Genomic DNA, 21,679 nt, shown 5'->3' with positions numbered 1-21,679 from the left:
GCCCGCCGCCGGACGCACGGGCGATACCGGCGCGAGGCGTCGGTTATACTGCCTCGACGCCTTGCCGGCCAAGCGTTTGCGCGCGGAATGTTGCAGGCTGTTGCGTTCCGTTGAGCATCGTTGCGGATCGATTCGACTTCACACGCATTTCGGCCGCTCGCGAATCCGGCATCGCCCCAACCGTCCCCAACCACGCACACTATGACTTTCCCGTTTGCTCCGTTCGACTTCACGGCCTCCTTCACGCCGGCAAAGCGCGCGCTCCTCGTCTCTCTCTTCTGCGCGCTCGGTGTCGTCTCCGCCAACAGTGCCTTTGCGCAGTCGCAGCAGCCGCAGGCCGCAACGCCGCAAGGGCAGGTGTTCGAAGAAGAGATCGTGCCGCAGCGTTACGCGAACAATCCGAATGTCGACGCGTTCATCAACGACATGGTCGCGCGTTACGACTTCGATTCCTCGGCGTTGCACCAACTGTTCGCGCGCGTGAGTTATTCGGCGACGGCGGCGAAGCTGGTCCTGCCCTCGCCCACGCCGCAAGCGAAGAACTGGCGCGCGTATCAGTCGCGCTTCATCGAGCCGGTGCGTATCAACGCGGGCGTGAAGTTCTGGCGCGCGAATCAGGCCACGCTGCAGCGCGCCGCCGAACAATTCGGCGTGCCGCCGGAGGTCATCGTCGGGATCATCGGCGTGGAGACGATCTACGGGAAGTACATGGGCAACTTCCGCGCGCTCGACGCGCTGACCACGCTCACCTTCGATTATCCGAACACGCCGAACCGCGCTGAGCGCATGGCGACTTTCCGCAAGAATCTCGAAGATCTGCTCGTGTGGACGCGCGATGCGCAGATCGATCCGACGACCGTGCTCGGCTCGTACACCGGCGCGATCGGCATTCCGCAGTTCCTGCCGAGCAGCATCGTGCAATACGCGGTCGACTACGACGGCAACAGCCGCATCGATCTGCGCACGAGTCCGGCGGACGCCATCGGCAGCGTCGCGAACTATCTGAAACAGAACGGCTGGCAGCCGGGCCGCCCGGTGGTGTGGCGCATTGCGGGCGACGAAGGCAGTCAGGGCATTGCGCAGGCCGCCGCCGATGGATCGCCGGAACCGAAATGGTCGCTTGCGCAACTGACGAAGGCCGGTATGCTGCTCAATGAGCCGGGCTTGGACATCGCGGCGGAAGCGCCGACGCCGCTCACCGTCGTCGATCTCCCGACGCCCGGCCGCGCAACCGAATACACGCTCGGGCTGAAGAACTTCTACGTGCTGACGCGCTATAACCGCAGCTTCTTCTACGCGCTCGCGGTGTATCAGCTCGGCGAGGCGGTCAAAGCGCGCATGATGGCGGGCGATGCCTCGCAGTGATATCGCGGCGGCGCCTCATGTGAAAAAACCCCGGCACGCCGGGGTTTTTCATTGACGAAGCGCGGATTTACGCGGGGAACACGCCTGTCGACAGATAGCGGTCGCCGCGGTCGCAAACGACGAACACGATCGTCGCGTTCTCGACCTGACGCGCGATGCGCAGCGCGACTTCACATGCGCCACCCGACGAAATGCCCGCGAAAATGCCTTCGACCGATGCGAGGCGCCGCGCCATCGCTTCCGATGCCGCCTGGCTCACGTTCTCGACGCGATCGACGCGGCTGCGATCGAAAATCTTCGGCATATACGCTTCCGGCCACTTGCGGATGCCCGGAATGCGCGAGCCTTCTTCCGGCTGCGCGCCGATGATCTCGATCTTCTGATTCACCTCTTTCAGATACTTCGACACGCCCATGATCGTGCCGGTCGTGCCCATCGACGAGACGAAGTGCGTGATGCGCCCTTCCGTCTGCTTCCACAGTTCCGGGCCAGTGCCTTCGTAATGCGCGAGCGGATTGTCGGGATTCGCGAACTGGTCGAGGATGATGCCGCGGCCGTCGCGCTGCATCTGATCGGCGAGATCGCGCGCGTATTCCATGCCGCCCGTCACCGGTGTGAGCACGATCTCGGCGCCATACGCGGCCATGCTCTGCCGCCGCTCGATCGACAGATCCTCGGGCATCAGCAGCACCATCTTGTAACCGCGCATCGCGGCGGCCATTGCAAGCGCGATGCCGGTATTGCCGCTCGTCGCTTCGATCAGCGTGTCGCCCGGCTTGATGCGGCCGCGCTCTTCAGCTTTCCTGATCATCGACAAAGCCGGGCGGTCCTTCACCGAGCCAGCAGGATTGTTGCCCTCGAGCTTGCCGAGCACGACGTTGTTGCGGCTGCGGATTTCATCGTCCAAGACGCGGACGATTTGCACGAGCGGCGTATTGCCGATCGTGTCTTCGATAGTCATGTAAGCCATATGCGGAGCGGATTCGTGTCCCACGGAAAACTCGACGACTGTGGGATTTTGATATAGGGGTTCTTCGATTGTAGCCCAGCGGTCCTCCCGGTGCCGGCGCACCCCTGGTACGCGGATGGATTGCCGAGTCGGACTGTATCCATGCGCGCACGGCATGCGAGCGCAAAAAGCCCCGCGACGAAGCCGTTCGCGGGGAGCCCAAACATCCGAAGGCTGAAGGAGGTCACTGGCGCGCGCCGCACGCCTGGGCGCGCGCCGTCATGTCGTCCTTATTTCTTCACGACGACCGGCTTGGCCGATGCGGACGCGGAAACCGGCGTCGCGACAGCCGAGTTCGCCGCGCCAGGCGGTGCCGCATTGCCAGGCGCGACCGCCGCCGTCTTCGGCGCCGCGCCGATGGTCAGCCCTTCCGCTTCGAGGCGCTGGACGGTCTTGCCGCCCATGCCTTTGACGCGCGTGCCGAGATCGTTGGCGTCCTTGAACGGGCCATGCGCCTGACGCTCATCGAGAATGGCTTTCGCCTTCGCCGGGCCGATGCCCTTGATGCCACGCAGGGCATCGGAGTTGGCGGTATTGACGTCGACGGCCGCAAACGCGCTGCCGATGGAAAAAACGAGCGCGAACGCGGCGATCGACGAAAGTACTTGCTTGAACATGACTGAGTCTCCGTGAAGAACCGGCCGGCACCAGCGCCAACCGTGAGACCCAGTGTAAAGACGCTCTAAGCGCGTTTATAGCTGGCCGAATAGCCAACGCACGTAGCGATCGACGCCTTCCTGAACCGTCAGGAACGGCGCGTCGTAACCCGCAGCGCGCAGGCGCGACTGGTCCGCCTGCGTGAAGCATTGATACTTGCCGCGCAGTGCGTCGGGGAACGGAATGTATTCGATGAGCCCGCGCTGCACGAGCTCCGCGAGCGACAGCGCGGCCTCGTTGTTCATCGCACGCAAGGAGTTCACGACCGTCGATGCAATGTCGTTGAACGGCTGCGCGCGTCCGGTGCCGAGGTTGAAAATGCCCGACTTCTCCGGATGATCGAAAAAGAACAGGTTCACCTTCACGACGTCCTCGACCGAGATGAAGTCGCGCGTCTGCTCGCCCGCCGCATAACCGTTGTATTCGCCGAAGAGCTTGACCTTGCCTTCCGAGCGGAACTGATTGAAGTTGTGGAACGCGACCGAGGCCATGCGGCCTTTGTGCGTCTCGCGCGGACCGTACACGTTGAAGTAGCGAAAACCGACGATCTGCGTCTTTGCCTTCGGCAGCGTTTGCCGCACGATCTGATCGAAGAGGAACTTCGAATAGCCGTAGACGTTGAGCGGCTTTTCGACTTCGCGCTCTTCGACGAAACGGGTCGACCCGCCGTACGTCGCCGCCGACGACGCATACAGAAACTGCGCGCCCTGAGCGAGGCACGCGTCCATCACGTCGCGGCTGTAGCGGAAGTTGTTGTCCATCATGTAGCGGCCGTCGGTTTCCATCGTGTCCGAACAGGCGCCTTCATGGAACACCGCGCGCACCTTGCCGAAATCGCCATGCTGAAAACGCTCGACGAACTCGGTTTTATCGAGGTAATTGTCGATCTCGCAATCGACGAGATTCTTGAACTTGTCGGCGCGCGTGAGATTATCGACCGCGATCACGCGGTTCTCGCCACGCTCGTTGAGCGCCTTGACGATATTGCTGCCGATGAATCCGGCCGCACCGGTAACGATGATGGTCATGGCGATGGGTCAGGTAAGGTCAGCGAAGAGTTCGTTGTAGTCGACGGTGGCCGTGCCGAGCTTGCCCACGACGATGCCCGCCGCGCGGTTCGCATAGACGATCGAGTCGACGAGCGGCACACCCGCGCCCAGCATGGTCGCGACCGTCGCGATGACGGTGTCGCCCGCGCCCGAGACATCATACACTTCGCGTGCTTCGGCCGAAGTGTGCAGCACCTGGTTCTCCGTGAAGAGCGTCATGCCCTCTTCCGAGCGCGTCAGCAGCAGCGCGGAGAAATCGAGCTCGGTGCGCAGCTTTGTCACGCGCTCGTGCAGGTCTTCCTCGGACTTCCATTGCCCGATCACTTCGCGCAGCTCGGCGCGGTTCGGCGTGATGAGCGTAGCGCCACGATAGCGGTCCCAGTCGTCGCCCTTCGGATCGACGAGCACGGGCTTTCCGGCGCGTTTCGCGTCGGCGATCATCTGCGTGACGTGCGTCAGGCCGCCCTTCGCGTAATCGGACATGAGGATCACGTCGTGCTGCGGCAGGATTTCCGCGAAGCGCGCAAGGCACGCGTGCAGCACTTCGTGATTCGGCGTGTTCTCGAAATCGACCCGCAATAGTTGCTGCTGCCTCGACAGCACACGCAGCTTGATGGTCGTGAGCAGTTCGGGATCGCGCTCGAGATGCGCCGCGACCTTGCTCTCGCCGAGCAGTTCGACGATGCGCTCGCCCGGCTCGTCATGCCCGACCACGCACAGCAGCCCCGCCTGCGCACCGAGCGCCGCCGCATTGCGCGCGACGTTCGCGGCGCCGCCAAGGCGATCTTCCTTCTTCTGCACATGCACGACCGGAACGGGCGCTTCGGGCGAAATTCGGTTCACGTCGCCGAACCAGTAACGGTCGAGCATCACGTCGCCGACCACCAGCACCCGCGCCGCCGCGACGCGCGCGCGCGGCACGACGGGAATCTCGGTTCTACTTGCCGTCTTGGTTTCGGTCGAGTTCGACATGAGGACGTCCTATTGCGTAATAGTCGATGCCCATCTCGGCCATCGATTCCGGTTCATACAGATTGCGGCCATCGAAGATCACCGGCGTCTTCAGCGCGCTCTTCAAGTGCCCGAAATCCGGGCTCTTGAACTCCTTCCATTCGGTCACGATGATGAGCGCGTCGGCGCCCTTCAGCGCTTCGTGCTGCGTTCCGACGAGATGCAGGCGCTGCAGGTCTTCCGGCCGCTTGGCGAGATCGAGCTCCAGCACACGTTCGGCTTCCTGCATCGCGACAGGATCGTATCCGCGCACCGTGGCGCCGCGCGCCAGCAGCGCTTCGATGATGCGCCGGCTCGACGCCTCGCGCATGTCGTCCGTGTTGGGCTTGAACGCGAGACCCCACACGGCGAATGTGCGCCCGCGCAAATCCTCGCCCATGCGCTTCACGATCTTGTTGACGAGCACGTCCTTCTGGTCGCGATTCACCGCTTCGACCGCTTCGAGCACGCGCAGCGTCTGACCGTTTTCGCGCGCCGTCTGCGCGAGCGCCTGCACGTCCTTCGGGAAACACGAGCCGCCGTAGCCGCAGCCCGCATAGAGGAAGTGATAGCCGATGCGCGGATCCGAGCCGATGCCCCGGCGCACCGATTCGATATCGGCGCCGACGGTATCCGCGAGATTCGACAGATCGTTCATGAACGAGATGCGGGTGGCGAGCATCGCGTTGGCCGCGTATTTCGTGAACTCCGCCGAACGCACGTCCATGTACAGCGTGCGCTCGTGATTGCGGTTGAACGGCACGTAGAGGCGCTTCATCTTCTCGCGCGCGAGGTTGCCCGCGCGGTCGTCGTCGATACCGATGACGATGCGGTCCGGACGCATGAAGTCGTCGACTGCCGCGCCTTCCTTCAGAAACTCCGGGTTCGACACGACCGAGAAGCCGTGCGAGTCCGATCCGAGCCCGCGCGCCTTCAGCTCTTCCTCGACGACGTTCTTCACCTGCTGCGCCGTGCCGACCGGCACCGTCGATTTATCGACGATCACCTTGAAGCCGTTCGAATATTTGCCGATGTTGCGCGCCGCCGCGAGCACGTATTGCAGATCGGCGGAGCCGTCTTCGTCGGGCGGCGTGCCCACCGCGATGAACTGAATATCGCCATGCTCGACGCTCGCTTTCACGTCGGTGGAGAACTGGATGCGGCCCGCCGCGCGCGTGCGCCTCAGCATTTCCTGAAGGCCCGGCTCGTGGATCGGAACGCCGCCATTGTTGAGAATATCGATCTTGCGCGGATCGACGTCCACGCAAAACACGTCATTGCCGATTTCGGCGAGGCACGCGCCGGTCACAAGACCGACATAACCCGTGCCGACGATGGTCACTTTCATACGCTTTCCGGTGGTTTTGAAATGCCGGTGGCGGAAGCGGCGCTTGCGCGCCGCCTGATCTCATTCTAGTCGCGCGCCGTTCAGGCCGAACTCGTGATCGGCTCGACGCGGCGCGGCGCATAAGTCTCCCAGCCGCTGCAGCCGGGACATTGCCAATAGAATAGGCGCGCGCGGAAGCCGCACGTTTGACAGGTATAACGCGGCAGATTCTTGGTGCGCTGCTTCACCAGATTGCGCATCAATTCGAGCTCGCCGCGGCGCGGCTCCTCGGCCGTTGCTTCCTGGGCTTCGAGCAGGCGCGTCATGCCTGCGAGGTTCGGTGCGCTCTGCATCTGCCCGCGCGCGAGCGCGTGCGCCGCGTCCAGGCCGCGCAACTCCTGGACATGCTTGTATGCGACATCGAGCAGATCGTTCGACGGATAGCGCCTCGTGTAATCGGTCAGCAGATCGACGCCCTCTTCCTTGCGTCCGAGCGCGGCGTACACCTTCATCAGCTTTTCGGCAACGAGCGGCAAATACGCTTCGTTCTGCTGTTCGACGCGCTTCCAGTTCGCGATCGCGGCTTCGAGATTGCCCGCGGCCGCCTCGACGTCGCCTGCGAGAATCGTCGCGCGCACGTTGTCCGGGTTCGACGCCAGCGCAAGCTTCAACTCCGCGCGCGCACCATCAGGATTCTTGCGCTGCAACGCTTCCTGCGCAAGCTCGCAGTGAAAATGCGCGATCTCCATGTGCAGCGACGGTGCGCCCATCTTTTCGATCTGCTCGGCCGTCGTGATCGACTTCGGCCAATCCTTCTCGATTTCATAAATCGTCAGGAGCGCACGCTGTGCGCCGAGCGAATATTCGCCCGCGTCGAGCGAGCGGAACGTTTCCTCCGCGCGATCGAGCAAGCCCGCCTTCAGGAAGTCCTGTCCGAGCTCGTAGAGCGCGTGATCCCGCTCGGCGACCGGCAAGTCGGAGCGGCTCAACAGATTCTGATGCACGCGGATCGCGCGATCGGTTTCGCCGCGACGGCGAAACAGGTTACCGAGCGCAAAGTGCAGTTCGATGGTTTCGGGATCGAGCTTGGCGACCTCGACGAACGCATCGATCGCCTTGTCGTGTTGCTCGTTGAGCAGAAAATTGAGGCCGCGAAAGTACGAGCGCGGCAGATTCGCATTCTCAGACAGCAACGTTTTCAGGTCATAGCGGGACGTCATCCATCCCAGCGCGAACGCGACGGGAATGACGAGCAGCCACCAGAAGTCTAGATCCATGCGATTAGTCGTTGATTGTTGGGTGTCTGCTGTCGCGTCACGTCAGATGAGCGGCGGCATCGGCGGCTCTTCCTTTACGACCGGCGTTTCACGCACCGCACGCAGTTCGCGCTTCAGGCGGCCGTTTTCCATGCGCAGTCGCAGCTTCGCGGGCAGGCCGGACACGAGACCCGCGAGCAATCCCACGACGAAAAACGCAAGGCCGATCAGGATCAGCGGCGCGGTCCAGGCATAGCCTGCGAGAAAGTTCAGCGTTGCAGTCTGGGTATTGGCGAGCGCCAGCACCAGAAGCAGCACGAAAACCAGAACGCGGATAAGCCAGACGAGAAATTTCATGTAGGGTCTCGCAAGAGCGGTTTCACCAGACGGCCCCGCCATTCCGGCCAGGCCTGCGCGGTTGAACACCCAGGTCAAAGTGACCGGTATTGTAATTGATGCTCACGAGCGCAGACACCCGCCCGCTCCCCGCACGCCTTTTAGCAAGTCGCGCACCCGTTGCCGCCCGAAGACGACGCGCATAAAAAAAGCACCCCGAGGGGTGCTTTCCTGGTCGATTGCCTCGTGGCCGGACGCCGCGAACCGAAGATCCAGTGAGATCGTCAGCAAGGATGCGCCGATCAGAGATCGTCCGCATCGTCGTCATTCGACTGCTTCAACGGCTCGCCCGCGCGACCGTCGACGCGTTCGCGCAACTCCTTGCCCGGCTTGAAGTGCGGCACGAATTTCTCCGGTACCAGCACTTTTTCACCCGACTTGGGATTGCGCCCGACGCGTGATGGACGACGGTTGAGCCCAAAGCTGCCGAAGCCGCGAATCTCGATGCGGTGACCGTTGGCCAAAGCCTCCGACATCGCATCGAGCATCGTCTTCACCGCGAAATCCGCATCCTTGAGGACAAGTTGCGGAAATCGCGACGCCAACTGGGCGACCAATTCCGATTTGGTCATTCTGCAGCTGTGCCGTTAAGGGCTTAGCTGTTCTGGCCGTCGAGCTTGGCCTTGAGCAGCGCGCCGAGGTTGGTCGTGCCGGTCGCGGCGGCATTCGAGTCGCCCTGCAGGCTGCGCATGGCTTCCTGCTGTTCGGCCGAATCCTTCGCCTTGATCGACAGGTTGATGCCACGCGACTTGCGATCGATGTTGATGATCATCGCGTTGACCTTGTCGCCTTCCTTCAGCACATTGCGCGCATCTTCCACGCGGTCTTGCGCGATTTCCGAAGCACGCAGGTAGCCTTCGACTTCGCCGGACAGCGTGACGACCGCACCCTTCGGGTCCACCGTCTTCACGATACCGTCGACGATAGCGCCCTTGTCGTTGATCGCGACGAAGTTGTTGAACGGATCGCCTTCGAGCTGCTTGATGCCAAGCGAGATGCGTTCCTTGTCCACGTCGATGCCAAGAACCACGGCTTCGACTTCGTCGCCCTTCTTGTACTTGCGGACGGCTTCTTCGCCGGTTTCCGACCACGACAGGTCCGACAGGTGAACCAGACCGTCGATGCCGCCAGGCAGACCGATGAACACGCCGAAGTCGGTGATCGACTTGATGGCGCCGCTGATCTTGTCGCCCTTCTTGAAGTTGCGGCTGAAGTCATCCCACGGATTCGGCTTGCACTGCTTCATGCCGAGGGAGATACGGCGGCGGTCTTCGTCGATTTCGAGAACCATGACTTCGACTTCGTCACCGAGTTGCACGACCTTCGACGGCGCAACGTTCTTGTTCGTCCAGTCCATTTCCGACACGTGAACCAGGCCTTCGATGCCCGATTCCACTTCGACGAATGCGCCGTAGTCGGTGATGTTCGTGACCTTGCCGAACAGGCGCGTGCCCGACGGGTAGCGGCGCGAGATGCCTTCCCACGGATCGTCGCCGAGTTGCTTGATGCCGAGCGAGACGCGGTTCTTCTCTTGGTCGAACTTGAGGATCTTGGCGGTGACTTCCTGGCCAACCGACAGGACTTCGCTCGGGTGACGCACGCGGCGCCATGCGATGTCGGTGATGTGCAGCAGGCCGTCGATGCCGCCGAGGTCCACGAACGCACCGTAGTCGGTGATGTTCTTGACCACGCCTTCGACGATCGCGCCTTCCTTCAGCGTCTCGAGCAGCTTCGCGCGCTCTTCGCCCTGCGTCGCTTCGATGACGGCGCGGCGCGACAGCACCACGTTGTTACGCTTGCGATCGAGCTTGATGACGCGGAATTCGAGCGTCTTGCCTTCGTACGGCGTCGTGTCCTTGACCGGACGCGTGTCGACGAGCGAACCCGGCAGGAACGCGCGGATGCCGTTGACCATCACGGTCATGCCGCCCTTGACCTTGCCCGTGATCGTGCCGGTCACGAGTTCGTTGTTGTCGAGCGCTTTTTCCAGCGACAGCCACGAAGCCAGACGCTTCGCCTTGTCGCGCGACAGGATGGTGTCGCCATAGCCGTTTTCCAGCGCGTCGATCGCGACGGAAACGAAGTCGCCCGCCTGCACTTCCACTTCACCCGCGTCGTTCAGGAATTCTTCGAGCGGAATATAGGCTTCGGACTTGAGACCAGCGTTGACGACCACGAAGTTGTGGTCGACACGCACGACTTCGGCGGAGATCACTTCGCCGGCGCGCATGTCCTGCTTGGTCAGCGACTCTTCGAACAGAGCCGCAAAGGATTCGGTATTCGGGGTGGAGGTTTGCAGGTCGGACATAAAAATCGATATTTGCACGGCCTTTGCGCGGTGGTCTCGGTATTGAGACCCGGTGAGGCGCAATGCCATACGGGGTTAAAGGGTTTAACACACGCCCTGCCTCCCGGCAGAGCACCTTTCTTCTACTGCACTACACGAATCTCGCTGTACCAGCCGATGATCTGCTCGACCGCTTGATCGATCGACAAACCGGAGGTGTCCAGCGTCTTCGCATCCGCCGCGGGCTTGAGCGGCGCGGCGCTCCGGTTCATGTCCCGGTCGTCGCGTGCACGCAAATCTCGCAGCAAGTCATCCATATTAGCAGAAAAACCTTTTTGCATCAATTGCTTATACCGTCTGGCGGCGCGCGCCTCGTCGCTGGCGGTCAAAAAGACTTTCAGCGTGGCGTCGGGGAAGATGACCGTGCCCATGTCGCGGCCATCGGCGACGAGGCCGGGGCGCTTGCGGAAGGCCCGCTGGCGCGCGACCAGCGCCTGGCGAACCTCGGGATGGACCGCGATCGCGGAGGCGCGGTTGCCGACTTCCTCGGCGCGGATTTCGCCGGAAACGTCCACGCCGTCGAGCTGGGCGCAACCTTCGCGGAACGTGATATGGAGCGCCTCGATCAGTCTTGCAAGGCCGGCCGCGTCGTCCTTCGCCACGTCGTAGCGCAGGCTCGCCAGCGCCGCGAGCCGGTACAGCGCGCCGCTGTCGAGCAGATGGAAGCCGAGCGTCGCCGCGACGATCGCCGCGACCGTGCCCTTGCCCGACGCCGTCGGCCCGTCAATGGTGATCACTGGAGTGGGGTCGTATGGACGGGTCGGTTTCATCGTGTCCTGGCGTTCTGGCCCGTTATTACGGTTGTTGAAGTCGATGGCATCGCGTTTCACGTCAGGCCTTCACGAGTGTGGCGAACCGGTCGAAATAGTCCGGGAAAGTCTTGTTGACGCACTTCGGATCGTTGATGCGCACCTGCACGCGTCCGAGGCTCACGAGCGAGAAGCACATCGCCATGCGGTGATCGTCGTAGGTGTCGATCGCGGCGTTCGCCGTCAGTTTCGCAGGCGGCGTGACGACGAGATAGTCCGCGCCGTCTTCCACCGTCGCGCCAACCTTGCGCAGTTCGGTCGCCATCGCGGCGATGCGGTCGGTTTCCTTCACGCGCCAGCTCGCGATGTTGCGCAGCGTCGTCGTGCCGCTCGCGAAAAGCGCGGCGACGGCGATCGTCATCGCGGCGTCGGGAATCAGGTTGAAATCCATGTCGATGGGCGCGAGCTTGCCGTCGTCGGACTCGACGCCGCGCACTTCGATCCAGTCCTCGCCCATCATCACGTTCGCGCCCATGCGATTCAGCGCATCGGCGAAACCGACGTCGCCCTGAATGCTCGCGCGCCCGACGCCTTCCACCCGCACCGGTCCGTGGCCGATCGCGCCCGCCGCGAGAAAGTACGACGCCGACGACGCGTCGCCTTCGACCATGATCGCGCCCGGCGACGTGTAGCGCGCGCCCGCCGCCACCGTGAACCGCGCCCAGCCGTCGCGCTCGACGGTCACGCCGAAACGCTCCATCAAGCGGATCGTGATGTCGATGTACGGCTTCGAAATGAGTTCGCCCTCGACTTCGACCGTAACCGGACCGTTGCGGCCTTCGATCACCGGCAGGCTCATCAAGAGCGCGGTGAGGAACTGGCTCGACACATCGCCGCGCACGCGAATGGGCTTGTCGACGGCGATCTTCGCAGCGTGAATCTTCAGCGGCGGAAAACCGTCGTTGAGCTCGTAATCGATGCTCGCGCCGATCTGCCGCAGCCCGTCGACGAGATCGCCGATAGGCCGTTCGTGCATGCGCGGCACGCCATGCACGCGATATTCGCCGCCGTTCACCGCGAGCGCCGCGGTCAGCGGACGCACCGCCGTGCCGGCATTGCCGAGGAACAGTTCCGCCGATTTCGACGCAAACGCACCACCCGTGCCGCCGACGATCACGCGCTCGCCGTCCTCACGGACATCGACGCCGAGCGTCTTGAGCGCGGCGATCATCACGCGGGTGTCGTCGGAATCGAGCAGATTGGTGATCGACGTTTCGCCCAACGACAAAGCCGCGAGCAGCAGCACGCGGTTCGAGATGCTCTTCGAGCCGGGCAGGCGCACCGTGCCGGACGCGCGGGAGAAAGGTCCGAGATCGAGATGTTCCATAGTGTTTCTGTTTCCTTATTTCGCAGCGACGTCATTGGAAGGCTTGATGCCGCCGCGTTCCTGCCATTCCTTGCGCGCGACGCGCGAGCGCGCAAACGCGGCTTCGAGCGCTGCGCCGTCCGATGCCTCGATCGCCGCTCGAAAACGCGCGAGCACAGCGGTGTAATCGTCGAGTTCGGCGAGCAGCGCGGCGCGGTTCGCGACACAGATATCGCGCCACATTTCCGGGCTCGACGCCGCGATGCGCGTGAAATCGCGGAAACCGCCCGCCGCGAACGAGAATTTCAGCTCCGCATCGGGCGTATCGAGAATCTGGTCGACGAGCGCGAACGACAAAACGTGCGGCAAATGGCTCACCGACGCGAACACGCGGTCGTGCTGCGCCTCGCTCATCTGACGCACGCACGCGCCGGTCGCGCGCCACATCGAGGCGATGCGCTCGACATCGTCGGCCGCGTTTTCGGGCAACGGACACAGCACGACATTGCGATCGACGTAGAGATCGGGCAGCGCCGCATCGACGCCGCTCGACTCGCGCCCGGCGATCGGGTGGCCCGGCACGAACTGCGCGACACGCGGGCCGAGCGTGCGCCGCGCCGCCGCGACGACGTCGCTCTTCGTGCTGCCCGCATCGGTGACGATGGTGCGCTCGCCGAGAAACGGCGCGATGCGCGCGAGCAGCGGCTCGGTCTGCGCGACGGGCGCGGCGAGCAGCACCACGTCCGCGCCTGCGAGCGCGTTGGCCAGCGCGGTGTCGTCGTCGAGCGCGGCGGCTTCGTCGATCACGCCGAGTTCGATTGCGCGCGCAACCGACGCCGCTGTTCGCCCGACGCCGACGACGCTGCCGCCAGGCCCCGCGCGCTCACGCAACGCGCGCGCGAGCGATCCGCCGATCAGACCGACGCCGAAGATAACCAGTTTGTTGAATGAGAACATCGATGCAGCCTGAAGCTGAAAACGAAACGGCCGCTCAACGCGCCCGCGGATACGAACCGAGAATCTTCAGGAACGCGGCTTTGCGCCCAAGCTCATCCAGGGCCGCGGCAACCGAAGCATCGTCGCGATGTCCTTCGATGTCGATATAAAAGTAGTACTCCCACGCGCCCGAGCGCGCCGGGCGCGATTCGAAACGCGTCATCGAGACGGCGTGATTGGCGAGCGGCTCCAGCAGCTTGAACACCGCGCCCGCTTCGTTCGTCACCGAGACGATGAGCGACGTCTGATCGTGACCGCTCGAATCGGTCGGCTGCTTGCCGACGATCACGAAGCGCGTGCGATTGTGCGGATCGTCCTGAATCTGCGAGAACACGATGCCAAGCTCGTAGTGCGTCGCGGCGCGGTCGCCGGCGACGGCCGCAACCGTCGGATCGTTGACTGCCATGCGTGCCGCTTCCGCATTGCTCGACACCGCCTGGCGCTCCAGATGCGGCGCATTCGCCGTGAGCCAGCGCTGGCACTGCGCGAGCGCCTGCGGATGCGCGCACACGCGCGTGACGCCATCGAGCGTGCCGGACGCGGTCAACAGATTGTGATGAATCGGCAATGCGAGCTCGCCGCCGATCAGCAGCGACGTCTGCAAGAGCAGATCGAGCGTGCGCGACACCGCGCCTTCGGCCGAATTCTCGACGGGCACGACACCGTGTTGCGCCGCGCCCGCTTCGACCGAGCGAAACACTTCATCGATGGACGGACACGGCAGCCCTTCGATCGAATGCCCGAAGTATTCGAACATCGCCTGTTCGCTGTACGTGCCGACCGGCCCGAGATAGGCGGCGCGGATGGTCTGCTCGAGCGCGCGGCTCGCGGCCATGATCTCGCGCCAGATCGACGCGATGTGCTCATCGGCGAGCGGCCCTTCGCTCATCTCCTGAAGGCGCGCAATGACCTGCAACTCGCGCTCCGGACGAAACACTGGCGCATTGAAATGCTTCTTCACCTCGCCGACTTCGAGCGCGACGGAAGCGCGCTGATTCAGCAGTGCGATGAGCTGCGCGTCGAGCACGTCGATGCGCTCGCGCAGCGGTTTGAGTCTTGAATTGAGATCGTCGTCCATGCGGTGCTTTGGTGTCTGATGCGGTTTAAGCGCTCGTGCGCTCGAATTCCTTCATGTAGTCGATCGAGCGTAGCGACGGGAGTTGGCGCTTTAGCGCTTACTCCCGTCTTATGCGCTTGTCCTCTCGAAATCTTCCATGTATTGGACGAGCGCCTTCACGCCCTCGACCGGCACCGCGTTGTAGATCGATGCCCGCATGCCGCCGACGGACTTGTGGCCCTTCAGTTGCAGAAGCCCGCGCGCCTTCGCGCCGGCCAGAAAATCGGTATTGCGCGATTCGTCGGCAAGGAAGAACGGCACGTTCATCCGCGAACGGTTTTTCCGCTCGACCTTGTTGACGTAGAAATCGCTGGAATCGATGGTGTCGTACAGCAGCTTCGCCTTCTCGACGTTACGCGCTTCGATTGCTGCCAGGCCGCCCTGCTTCTTCAGCCACTTGAAGACGAGCCCGGCGATATAGATCGCATACGTGGGCGGCGTGTTGTACATCGAGTTGTTCTCCGCGACGATCTTCCATTCGAATGCGGACGGGCAAATGGGCAGCGCGCGGTCGAGCAGATCCTCGCGCACGATCACGACCGTCACGCCCGCCATGCCGATGTTCTTCTGCGCGCCGCCGAAGAGCACGCCGTACTTGGCGATGTCCATCGGGCGCGACAGGATATGCGAAGAAGCATCCGCGACAAGCGGGATGTCGCCCAGATCGGGAATCTCGAAGGCCTCGACGCCGTCGATGGTTTCGTTCGAGCACAGATGCACGTACGCCGGATCGTCCGACAACTGCCATTCACTGAAGGCCGGCACGCGCGTGAAGCCCGCTTCGGTTTTGCCGCTCGCCGCGAGATGCGGCGTGCCGTATTTCTGCGCTTCCTTGAACGACTTGGTGGACCACGAACCGGTCACGACGAAATCGGCGGTTTGCTTCTTGCCGAGCAGGTTCATCGGCACGATGGCGTTTTCGCCGATGCCGCCGCCCTGCAAGAACAGAATTCGGTGCGACGCGGGGACCTTCAGCAACTCGCGCAGGTCGGTCAGCGCCGCCTCGTGTATCGACATGAACTCCGCGCCGCGATGGCTCATTTCCATCACGCTCATACCGCTGCCTTGCCAATCGAGCATTTCTTCGGCTGCCTGCTTCAGAACTTCTTCTGGCATGGCGGCGGGGCCGGCGGAGAAATTGAACACGCGCATCTGGAGATCCCGGAATTCCAATTGGCCAGGCGCGAAAGGAACGGCAGATGGAACGATGACCGCGTTTTTCACGCCCGAAAAAGAAATGGCTGCTTGCACTTGCGCGCAAACAGCCATTATCGCACTGTCCTGAAAACCCGCCAATGCACGGGGCGGTGAGCCCCGTCGGCGGATGTCCGTCAGGACGATATCACCGTGCTTACTTGCCCGGCCTGACGCTCGCCACTTCCTGATCGGCTTGCGTGCGCGTCGCCTTGATGGCTTGCGGCATGTACTTCTGCATCAGACCGTTCACGACGTCGCGGCCAACCTGGTCCTGAACCTGGATGAACTTGCGGCCGGTCGGGCTCTTGTAGAAGTTGGTCAGATCCTTGATCTCGTCGGTCGAGTAGTACTTCGCGTACGCGTCGAACTGAGCCTGCATTGCGTCCTTGCGGAATGCGTCGGTCGCGAACACCTGGCCAGCGGAATCTACCAGCTTCGGCACTGCGTTCTTCTGCAGCGCCGGAACGGCAGCCTGCTTCTGCTTGTCGTTCAGCGTCTTGTTCTCGGACAGTGCGTCCGAGAGGATCGCCGGCACGAGCTGCTTCGACTGCATTTGCGCGCTGTTACCGATCGCACCGACCAGCTTCTGTGCGTCGATCGCGTCGAGCAGATCCTTGATCGCGGCTTGCTTGGCCGGATCAACCGGTGCTGCTGCGGCCGGCGCCGGTGCGGCCGACTGTGCAGGCGCCTGATTCTGAAGCGACTGAGCCATCGCGAAAGTCGGCACGAAAGCGGCCAGCAACATCCACTGCTTGAAACGTCCTTGCATCATTACTCCCTGTAAAAAATATCCAGTTCAGCACTGGCGACGAGCTTTTGCATGTCCGTCCGATGCCGGCTTCGCCTGTTGCGAAGCACGAACAAGCACAAACGTCAGCAAGGCGCTCAGGTCGCGCAGCTTAACCAATTCAGGCTTTCAAAAGCGATAACGAGAGGTCCGTGACACAAAAAATATCAGGCGCTTTCTCCACCTTCACCATTCTCCGTGCCACCGTTCCCGCCCGCAGCATCGTCCGAACCGGCGTCGCCTTCGAGCTCGGCCTCGGCTTCCGCTTCGGCGATATGCTGCAGTCCCGACAACTTCGTTCCTTCGTCAAGGCTGATGAGTGTAACACCTTGAGTTGCACGGCCCATTTCGCGTATCTCTGAAACACGCGTGCGGATGAGCACGCCCGAGGTCGTGATCAGCATGATCTCGCTCTCCGGTTCGACGAGCGTCGCCGCGACGACACGGCCGTTGCGCTCGGAAGTCTGGATCGCGATCATGCCCTTCGTGCCACGGCCGTGGCGCGTGTACTCGTTGATCGGCGTGCGCTTGCCGTAGCCGTTCTCGGTGGCCGTGAGCACCGACTGGTTCTCGCCGCCCGCGACCAGCATTGCGATGACCTGCTGTCCGTCTTCGAGCTGCATGCCGCGCACGCCGCGCGCCTCGCGGCCCATCGCGCGCACGTCGTTCTCATCGAAACGCACGGCCTTGCCCGCGTCGGAGAACAGCATGACGTCGTGCTCGCCGTCTGTGATTGCCGCGCCGATGAGGTAATCGCCATCATCCAGGCCGACCGCGATGATGCCCTTCTTCATCGGACGGCTGAAGGCTTCGAGCGGCGTCTTCTTGACCGTGCCGAGCGCGGTCGTCATGAACACGTACTTGTCCGCCGAAAATTCGCGGATCGGCAGGACGACGTTGATCTTCTCGCCATCCTGCAACGGGAACATGTTGACGATCGGACGGCCGCGCGAGTTGCGCGAGCCCTGCGGCACTTCATACACCTTGATCCAGTACACCCGGCCGCGGTTCGAGAAGCACAGCATGTGATCGTGCGTGTTCGCGATGAAGAGCGTGTCGATCCAGTCGTCTTCCTTCATCTGCGTCGCCTGCTTGCCGCGCCCGCCACGCTTCTGCGCGCGATATTCGGAAAGCGGCTGCGACTTCACATAACCGGAATGCGACATGGTCACGACCATGTCCGTCGGCGTGATCAGGTCTTCGGTGTTGAGCTCCGTCGCGTTCATCTCGATGCGCGAGCGGCGCTCGTCGCCGAACTCGGCGCGCACCTGGCCCAGCTCCTCGACGATCATCTGGCGGATACGCTCCGGCCGCGCGAGGATGTCGAGCAGGTCGGCGATCTGCGCCATCACGTCGCGATACTCGCTGACGATCTTGTCCTGTTCGAGCCCGGTCAGGCGTTGCAGGCGCATCTGCAGGATTTCCTGCGCCTGGACGTCCGACAATTTATATAGACCGTCCGCCTGCAGACCGTACGCCGGATTCAGCCCTTCCGGACGATACGCCAGGCGCCCGCCCGAAGCCTCGGTCTCGGCGCGCGTCAGCATTTCGCGCACGAGCGACGAGTCCCACGGTTTCGCCATCAACTCCTGCTTGGCGATGGGCGGCGTGGGCGCGGCCTTGATGATCGCGATGAAGTCGTCGATGTTCGCGAGCGCGACCGCGAGACCTTCGAGCACGTGCCCGCGATCGCGCGCCTTGCGCAGTTCGTATACCGTGCGCCGCGTCAGCACTTCCCGTCGATGCGACAGGAAGCACTCGATCATTTCCTTCAGGTTCAGCAGCTTGGGCTGGCCGTCGACGAGCGCGACCATGTTCATGCCGAACGTGTCCTGAAGCTGCGTCTGCTTGTACAGGTTGTTCAGAATGACTTCCGGCACTTCGCCGCGCTTCAGTTCGATCACGACGCGCATGCCGCTCTTGTCGGATTCGTCGCGAATGTCGGAAATGCCTTCCAGCTTTTTCTCGTTGACGAGTTCGGCGATGCGCTCGAGCAACGTGCGCTTGTTCACCTGATACGGAATCTCGTCGACGATGATCGCCATGCGCTGGCCGCGGTCGATCTCCTCGAAGTGCGTGGTCGCGCGCATCACGACGCGCCCGCGCCCCGTGCGATAGCCGTCGCGCACGCCCGCGACGCCGTAGATGATGCCGGCCGTCGGGAAATCTGGCGCAGGCACGATCTCGATCAGTTCGTCGACGGTCGCTTCGGGCGTGTTCAGCAGATGCAGACAGGCGTCGACGATTTCGCGCAGATTGTGCGGCGGAATGTTGGTCGCCATGCCGACCGCGATGCCCGCCGAGCCGTTGATCAGGAGATTGGGGATGCGCGCCGGGAGGACGAGCGGCTCGCTTTCGCTGCCGTCGTAGTTCGGGCCGAAGTCGACGGTTTCCTTGTCGATGTCGGCCAGCAACTCGTGGCCGATCTTCGCCATGCGGATTTCGGTGTACCGCATCGCCGCGGCATTGTCGCCGTCGACCGAGCCGAAGTTGCCCTGACCGTCCACCAGCATGTAGCGCAGCGAGAACGGCTGCGCCATGCGAACGATCGTCTCGTAGACGGACGCGTCGCCGTGAGGATGGTACTTACCGATGACATCGCCGACGATACGCGCCGATTTCTTGTACGCGCGGTTCCAGTCGTTGTTCAGCTCGTGCATCGAGTAGAGCGCCCGGCGATGCACCGGCTTCAGGCCATCGCGGACATCGGGAAGCGCGCGCCCGACGATCACGCTCATCGCGTAATCGAGATACGAACGGCGCATTTCCTCCTCGAGGGAGATTGGCAGAGTCTCTTTGGCGAATTGATCCATTATCCGTGTCTTGAACTTGCAGCGGCGACACGGCAACGCGCGGCGATGTGGCAGGATCTTCCGCCAGCCGCGCGACATGCGCCGGCGTGGCGCATAGCCGACGTACGCTGCGCGCTGCATGTGCAGCGCATGCATTTATTATGTGCTGCGAACGCAGCGCATCAGAAGATTCTACCATGCGCGACTTTCGCGCCCGATGCCTGCTGTATACATACAGTGCAAGCCGAAAAAACCTGCCTGCGATCCGCTATGCGCGCGGATACTTCGCGATGCGCAACGCTGTACCAATTACTTACAAAAACTGGGGAACGTATTCCGTCAATTCGTCATCCGGGCGGGCTATCATGCCGCCTCGTCGTTTTGCCAGACAAGGAAAGTACCGCGATAAAAACACGCAGGAAACCGCTTTTAGGCACGCAATGTGCGCGATTTTCGCGCCTTCTTTGCGGCCTGGGCGTCTCCTGTCCCCTTCTTGTTGCGCATGCACCACATAAGGTTGCGGGCGTACAGCGTGCGGGGATATTTTTATCGTTGCAAGGGAACGATATGGCAAAATGCCAACGCACAAAGTTAGACACTGCTCGAAGTCTATACAGCGCGTTTTGTTCCGCGGGAATGTTATACTTCGAGCAATGTATGACTTGTCTTCGTCTACAGGCTCGCAGTAAACCTGCGGTAATCTCAATTTCGAGAGGAGAAATATGAATAAACTTTCAAAGCTCGCGTTCATTGCAGCTACCGCAGTTATGGCTGCATCGGCCTCGGCACAATCGGTGCCGGCCTCGCGACAAGCCGTGAATGACAACTGGGTGAACGGTACGGGCGAGTATGTGTGGATGAACGGCACGAACGAACTGTGCTGGCGCGACGCATTCTGGACGCCGGCTACGGCAAACGCAAAGTGCGATGGCGCGCTGGTCGCGCAAGCACCGACGCCGCCGGCACCGGTCGCTCCGCCGCCTGCTATCACGAGCCAGAAGGTTACCTATCAGGCTGACGCTCTGTTCGACTTCGACAAGGCTGTCCTGAAGCCGGCTGGTAAGGAAAAGCTGGACGATCTGGCATCGAAGATCGGCGCGCTGAACCTCGAAGTCGTGGTTGCAACGGGTTACACCGACCGCATCGGTTCGGACGCTTACAACAATCGTCTGTCGCTGCGCCGTGCGCAAGCTGTGAAGGCTTACCTGGTCAGCAAGGGCATCGAAGCCAACCGCATCTACACGGAAGGCAAGGGCAAGCGCGACCCGGTTACGGGCGGCAAGTGCACGCAGAAGAACCGCAAGCAACTCATCGCCTGCCTCGCACCGGATCGTCGCGTGGAAGTCGAAGTTGTTGGCACGACGCGTCAGCCGCAGCAGTAATAGCGAGCTGGATTGCCGCAGATCAAACCCCCGCCTCGGCGGGGGTTTTTTTATGCCCGAAGCCCTCCGGGCTTTCGCTTGCCGAAGGGCCAATTCAGGCAGACCGACGCCTTCCGGCTTTTGCCCACCCCTTGCTGCGCTGCGCCTATATACTCGGTCCTAATCGATTCACGACTCAAACAAGGCACCTCAGAACATGACCAATGTCGATCCCCACGAATTGCAGAAATTCAGCGAGCTCGCGCATCGCTGGTGGGACCCGAACGCCGAGTTCAAGCCGTTGCACGAACTGAACCCGGTGCGGCTCGACTGGATCGACGCGCACGCGCATCTGATGAACAAACGCGTCCTGGACATCGGCTGCGGCGGGGGCATTCTTTCCGAGTCGATGGCGACACGTGGCGCGAACGTGAAAGGCATCGATCTGTCGTCGAGCGCGCTCGGCGTCGCGGATCTGCATAGCCTCGAGAGTGGCGTCGAAGTCGCCTACGAGGAAATTTCCGCGGAAGCGCTCGCCGCGCGCGAGCCCGGTTCGTACGATGTCGTCACGTGCATGGAAATGCTCGAACACGTGCCGAATCCGGCGGGAACCGTCGCCGCGTGTGCAGCGCTCGTGAAACCGGGCGGCTGGGTGTTTTTCTCCACGCTGAACCGCAACGCGAAGGCCTACCTGTTCGCCGTCATCGGCGCGGAATACATCGCGCGCATGCTGCCGCGCGGCACGCACGATTACGCGCGCTTCATCAAGCCGTCGGAGCTCGCGACGTTCGCGCGCATGGCCTCGCTCTTGCCCGTCGATATCAAGGGCATCACTTATCGGCCGATTTCCAAGCACTTCGGCCTGTCGAACGACTCGAGCATCAACTACATGATGGCTTGCCGCCGCGAAGCCTGACG

General features: G+C 62.5%; 19 protein-coding genes. 3 read left to right on the top strand and 16 right to left on the bottom strand.

Features of this window, described 5'->3' with window-relative positions; genetic code table 11:
- The first annotated feature begins 201 nt into the window (after nucleotides 1-201).
- Nucleotides 202-1,365, top strand: a complete 1,164-nt coding sequence (gene mltB, locus AWB75_RS03815; RefSeq protein WP_061122726.1) for a lytic murein transglycosylase B — start codon at nucleotides 202-204, stop codon at nucleotides 1,363-1,365.
- 67 nt (nucleotides 1,366-1,432) lie between these two features.
- On the opposite strand, the gene cysM is transcribed toward mltB, so the two are convergent.
- From cysM to gyrA, 16 genes are all read right to left on the bottom strand, one after another.
- Nucleotides 1,433-2,335 (bottom strand): cysteine synthase CysM, encoded by a 903-nt coding sequence (cysM, locus tag AWB75_RS03810; protein WP_061122725.1) that lies wholly within the window; start codon nucleotides 2,333-2,335, stop codon nucleotides 1,433-1,435.
- Between the two features lie 269 nt (nucleotides 2,336-2,604).
- The gene (locus tag AWB75_RS03805; protein ID WP_061122724.1) at nucleotides 2,605-2,991 is read right to left on the bottom strand and encodes a ComEA family DNA-binding protein; all 387 of its coding nucleotides are present in this window, start codon (nucleotides 2,989-2,991) and stop codon (nucleotides 2,605-2,607) included.
- Between the two features lie 75 nt (nucleotides 2,992-3,066).
- Nucleotides 3,067-4,059, bottom strand: a complete 993-nt coding sequence (rfaD, locus tag AWB75_RS03800; RefSeq protein WP_061122723.1) for an ADP-glyceromanno-heptose 6-epimerase — start codon at nucleotides 4,057-4,059, stop codon at nucleotides 3,067-3,069.
- Nucleotides 4,060-4,068: 9 nt separating this feature from the next.
- A complete protein-coding gene (gene rfaE1, locus AWB75_RS03795) occupies nucleotides 4,069-5,052 on the bottom strand; it encodes a D-glycero-beta-D-manno-heptose-7-phosphate kinase (RefSeq protein ID WP_061122722.1) in 984 nt (327 codons plus the stop codon).
- Nucleotides 5,018-6,418: a UDP-glucose dehydrogenase family protein gene (locus tag AWB75_RS03790; protein ID WP_061122721.1), complete on the bottom strand. Its 1,401-nt coding sequence runs from the start codon at nucleotides 6,416-6,418 to the stop codon at nucleotides 5,018-5,020. Before AWB75_RS03790 ends, rfaE1 begins: the two co-directional genes overlap by 35 nt.
- An 80-nt stretch (nucleotides 6,419-6,498) precedes the next feature.
- Complete coding sequence (lapB, locus tag AWB75_RS03785) at nucleotides 6,499-7,674, bottom strand: lipopolysaccharide assembly protein LapB (RefSeq protein ID WP_061122720.1); 1,176 nt, start codon at nucleotides 7,672-7,674, stop codon at nucleotides 6,499-6,501.
- A 42-nt stretch (nucleotides 7,675-7,716) separates the two neighbouring features.
- A complete protein-coding gene (locus AWB75_RS03780) occupies nucleotides 7,717-8,010 on the bottom strand; it encodes a LapA family protein (protein WP_061122719.1) in 294 nt (97 codons plus the stop codon).
- A gap of 281 nt (nucleotides 8,011-8,291) precedes the next feature.
- The gene (locus AWB75_RS03775; protein WP_061122718.1) at nucleotides 8,292-8,621 is read right to left on the bottom strand and encodes an integration host factor subunit beta; all 330 of its coding nucleotides are present in this window, start codon (nucleotides 8,619-8,621) and stop codon (nucleotides 8,292-8,294) included.
- A 23-nt stretch (nucleotides 8,622-8,644) separates the two neighbouring features.
- Nucleotides 8,645-10,375: a 30S ribosomal protein S1 gene (gene rpsA / locus AWB75_RS03770; RefSeq protein WP_200822032.1), complete on the bottom strand. Its 1,731-nt coding sequence runs from the start codon at nucleotides 10,373-10,375 to the stop codon at nucleotides 8,645-8,647.
- 104 nt (nucleotides 10,376-10,479) lie between these two features.
- Complete coding sequence (gene cmk, locus AWB75_RS03765; protein WP_061122761.1) at nucleotides 10,480-11,166, bottom strand: (d)CMP kinase; 687 nt, start codon at nucleotides 11,164-11,166, stop codon at nucleotides 10,480-10,482.
- 61 nt (nucleotides 11,167-11,227) lie between these two features.
- A complete protein-coding gene (aroA, locus tag AWB75_RS03760; RefSeq protein ID WP_061122716.1) occupies nucleotides 11,228-12,532 on the bottom strand; it encodes a 3-phosphoshikimate 1-carboxyvinyltransferase in 1,305 nt (434 codons plus the stop codon).
- Between the two features lie 15 nt (nucleotides 12,533-12,547).
- Nucleotides 12,548-13,468 carry a prephenate dehydrogenase gene (locus tag AWB75_RS03755; protein WP_061122715.1) on the bottom strand — a complete coding sequence of 307 codons (921 nt, stop codon included), beginning with the start codon at nucleotides 13,466-13,468 and terminating at the stop codon, nucleotides 12,548-12,550.
- A 34-nt stretch (nucleotides 13,469-13,502) separates the two neighbouring features.
- Nucleotides 13,503-14,585, bottom strand: a complete 1,083-nt coding sequence (gene pheA / locus AWB75_RS03750; protein ID WP_061122714.1) for a prephenate dehydratase — start codon at nucleotides 14,583-14,585, stop codon at nucleotides 13,503-13,505.
- Nucleotides 14,586-14,693: 108 nt separating this feature from the next.
- Nucleotides 14,694-15,776 (bottom strand): 3-phosphoserine/phosphohydroxythreonine transaminase, encoded by a 1,083-nt coding sequence (gene serC / locus AWB75_RS03745; RefSeq protein ID WP_061122713.1) that lies wholly within the window; start codon nucleotides 15,774-15,776, stop codon nucleotides 14,694-14,696.
- A 199-nt stretch (nucleotides 15,777-15,975) separates the two neighbouring features.
- Nucleotides 15,976-16,590 (bottom strand): DUF2059 domain-containing protein, encoded by a 615-nt coding sequence (locus AWB75_RS03740; RefSeq protein ID WP_061122760.1) that lies wholly within the window; start codon nucleotides 16,588-16,590, stop codon nucleotides 15,976-15,978.
- Between the two features lie 185 nt (nucleotides 16,591-16,775).
- A complete protein-coding gene (gene gyrA / locus AWB75_RS03735; RefSeq protein ID WP_061122759.1) occupies nucleotides 16,776-19,421 on the bottom strand; it encodes a DNA gyrase subunit A in 2,646 nt (881 codons plus the stop codon).
- Nucleotides 19,422-20,122: 701 nt separating this feature from the next.
- Here gyrA and ompA point away from each other — a divergent pair.
- A complete protein-coding gene (gene ompA, locus AWB75_RS03730) occupies nucleotides 20,123-20,782 on the top strand; it encodes an outer membrane protein OmpA (RefSeq protein ID WP_061122712.1) in 660 nt (219 codons plus the stop codon).
- A gap of 196 nt (nucleotides 20,783-20,978) precedes the next feature.
- Entirely contained in the window at nucleotides 20,979-21,677 is a 699-nt protein-coding gene (gene ubiG, locus AWB75_RS03725; protein WP_061122711.1) for a bifunctional 2-polyprenyl-6-hydroxyphenol methylase/3-demethylubiquinol 3-O-methyltransferase UbiG, read from the top strand.
- Nucleotides 21,678-21,679 lie beyond the last annotated feature (2 nt).

It is taken from the genome of Caballeronia catudaia (genome assembly GCF_001544755.2).
GTDB lineage: Bacteria > Pseudomonadota > Gammaproteobacteria > Burkholderiales > Burkholderiaceae > Caballeronia > Caballeronia catudaia.
Note: the sequence above shows the minus strand (reverse complement) of the source record. Positions and strands in the feature narration are given on the sequence as shown.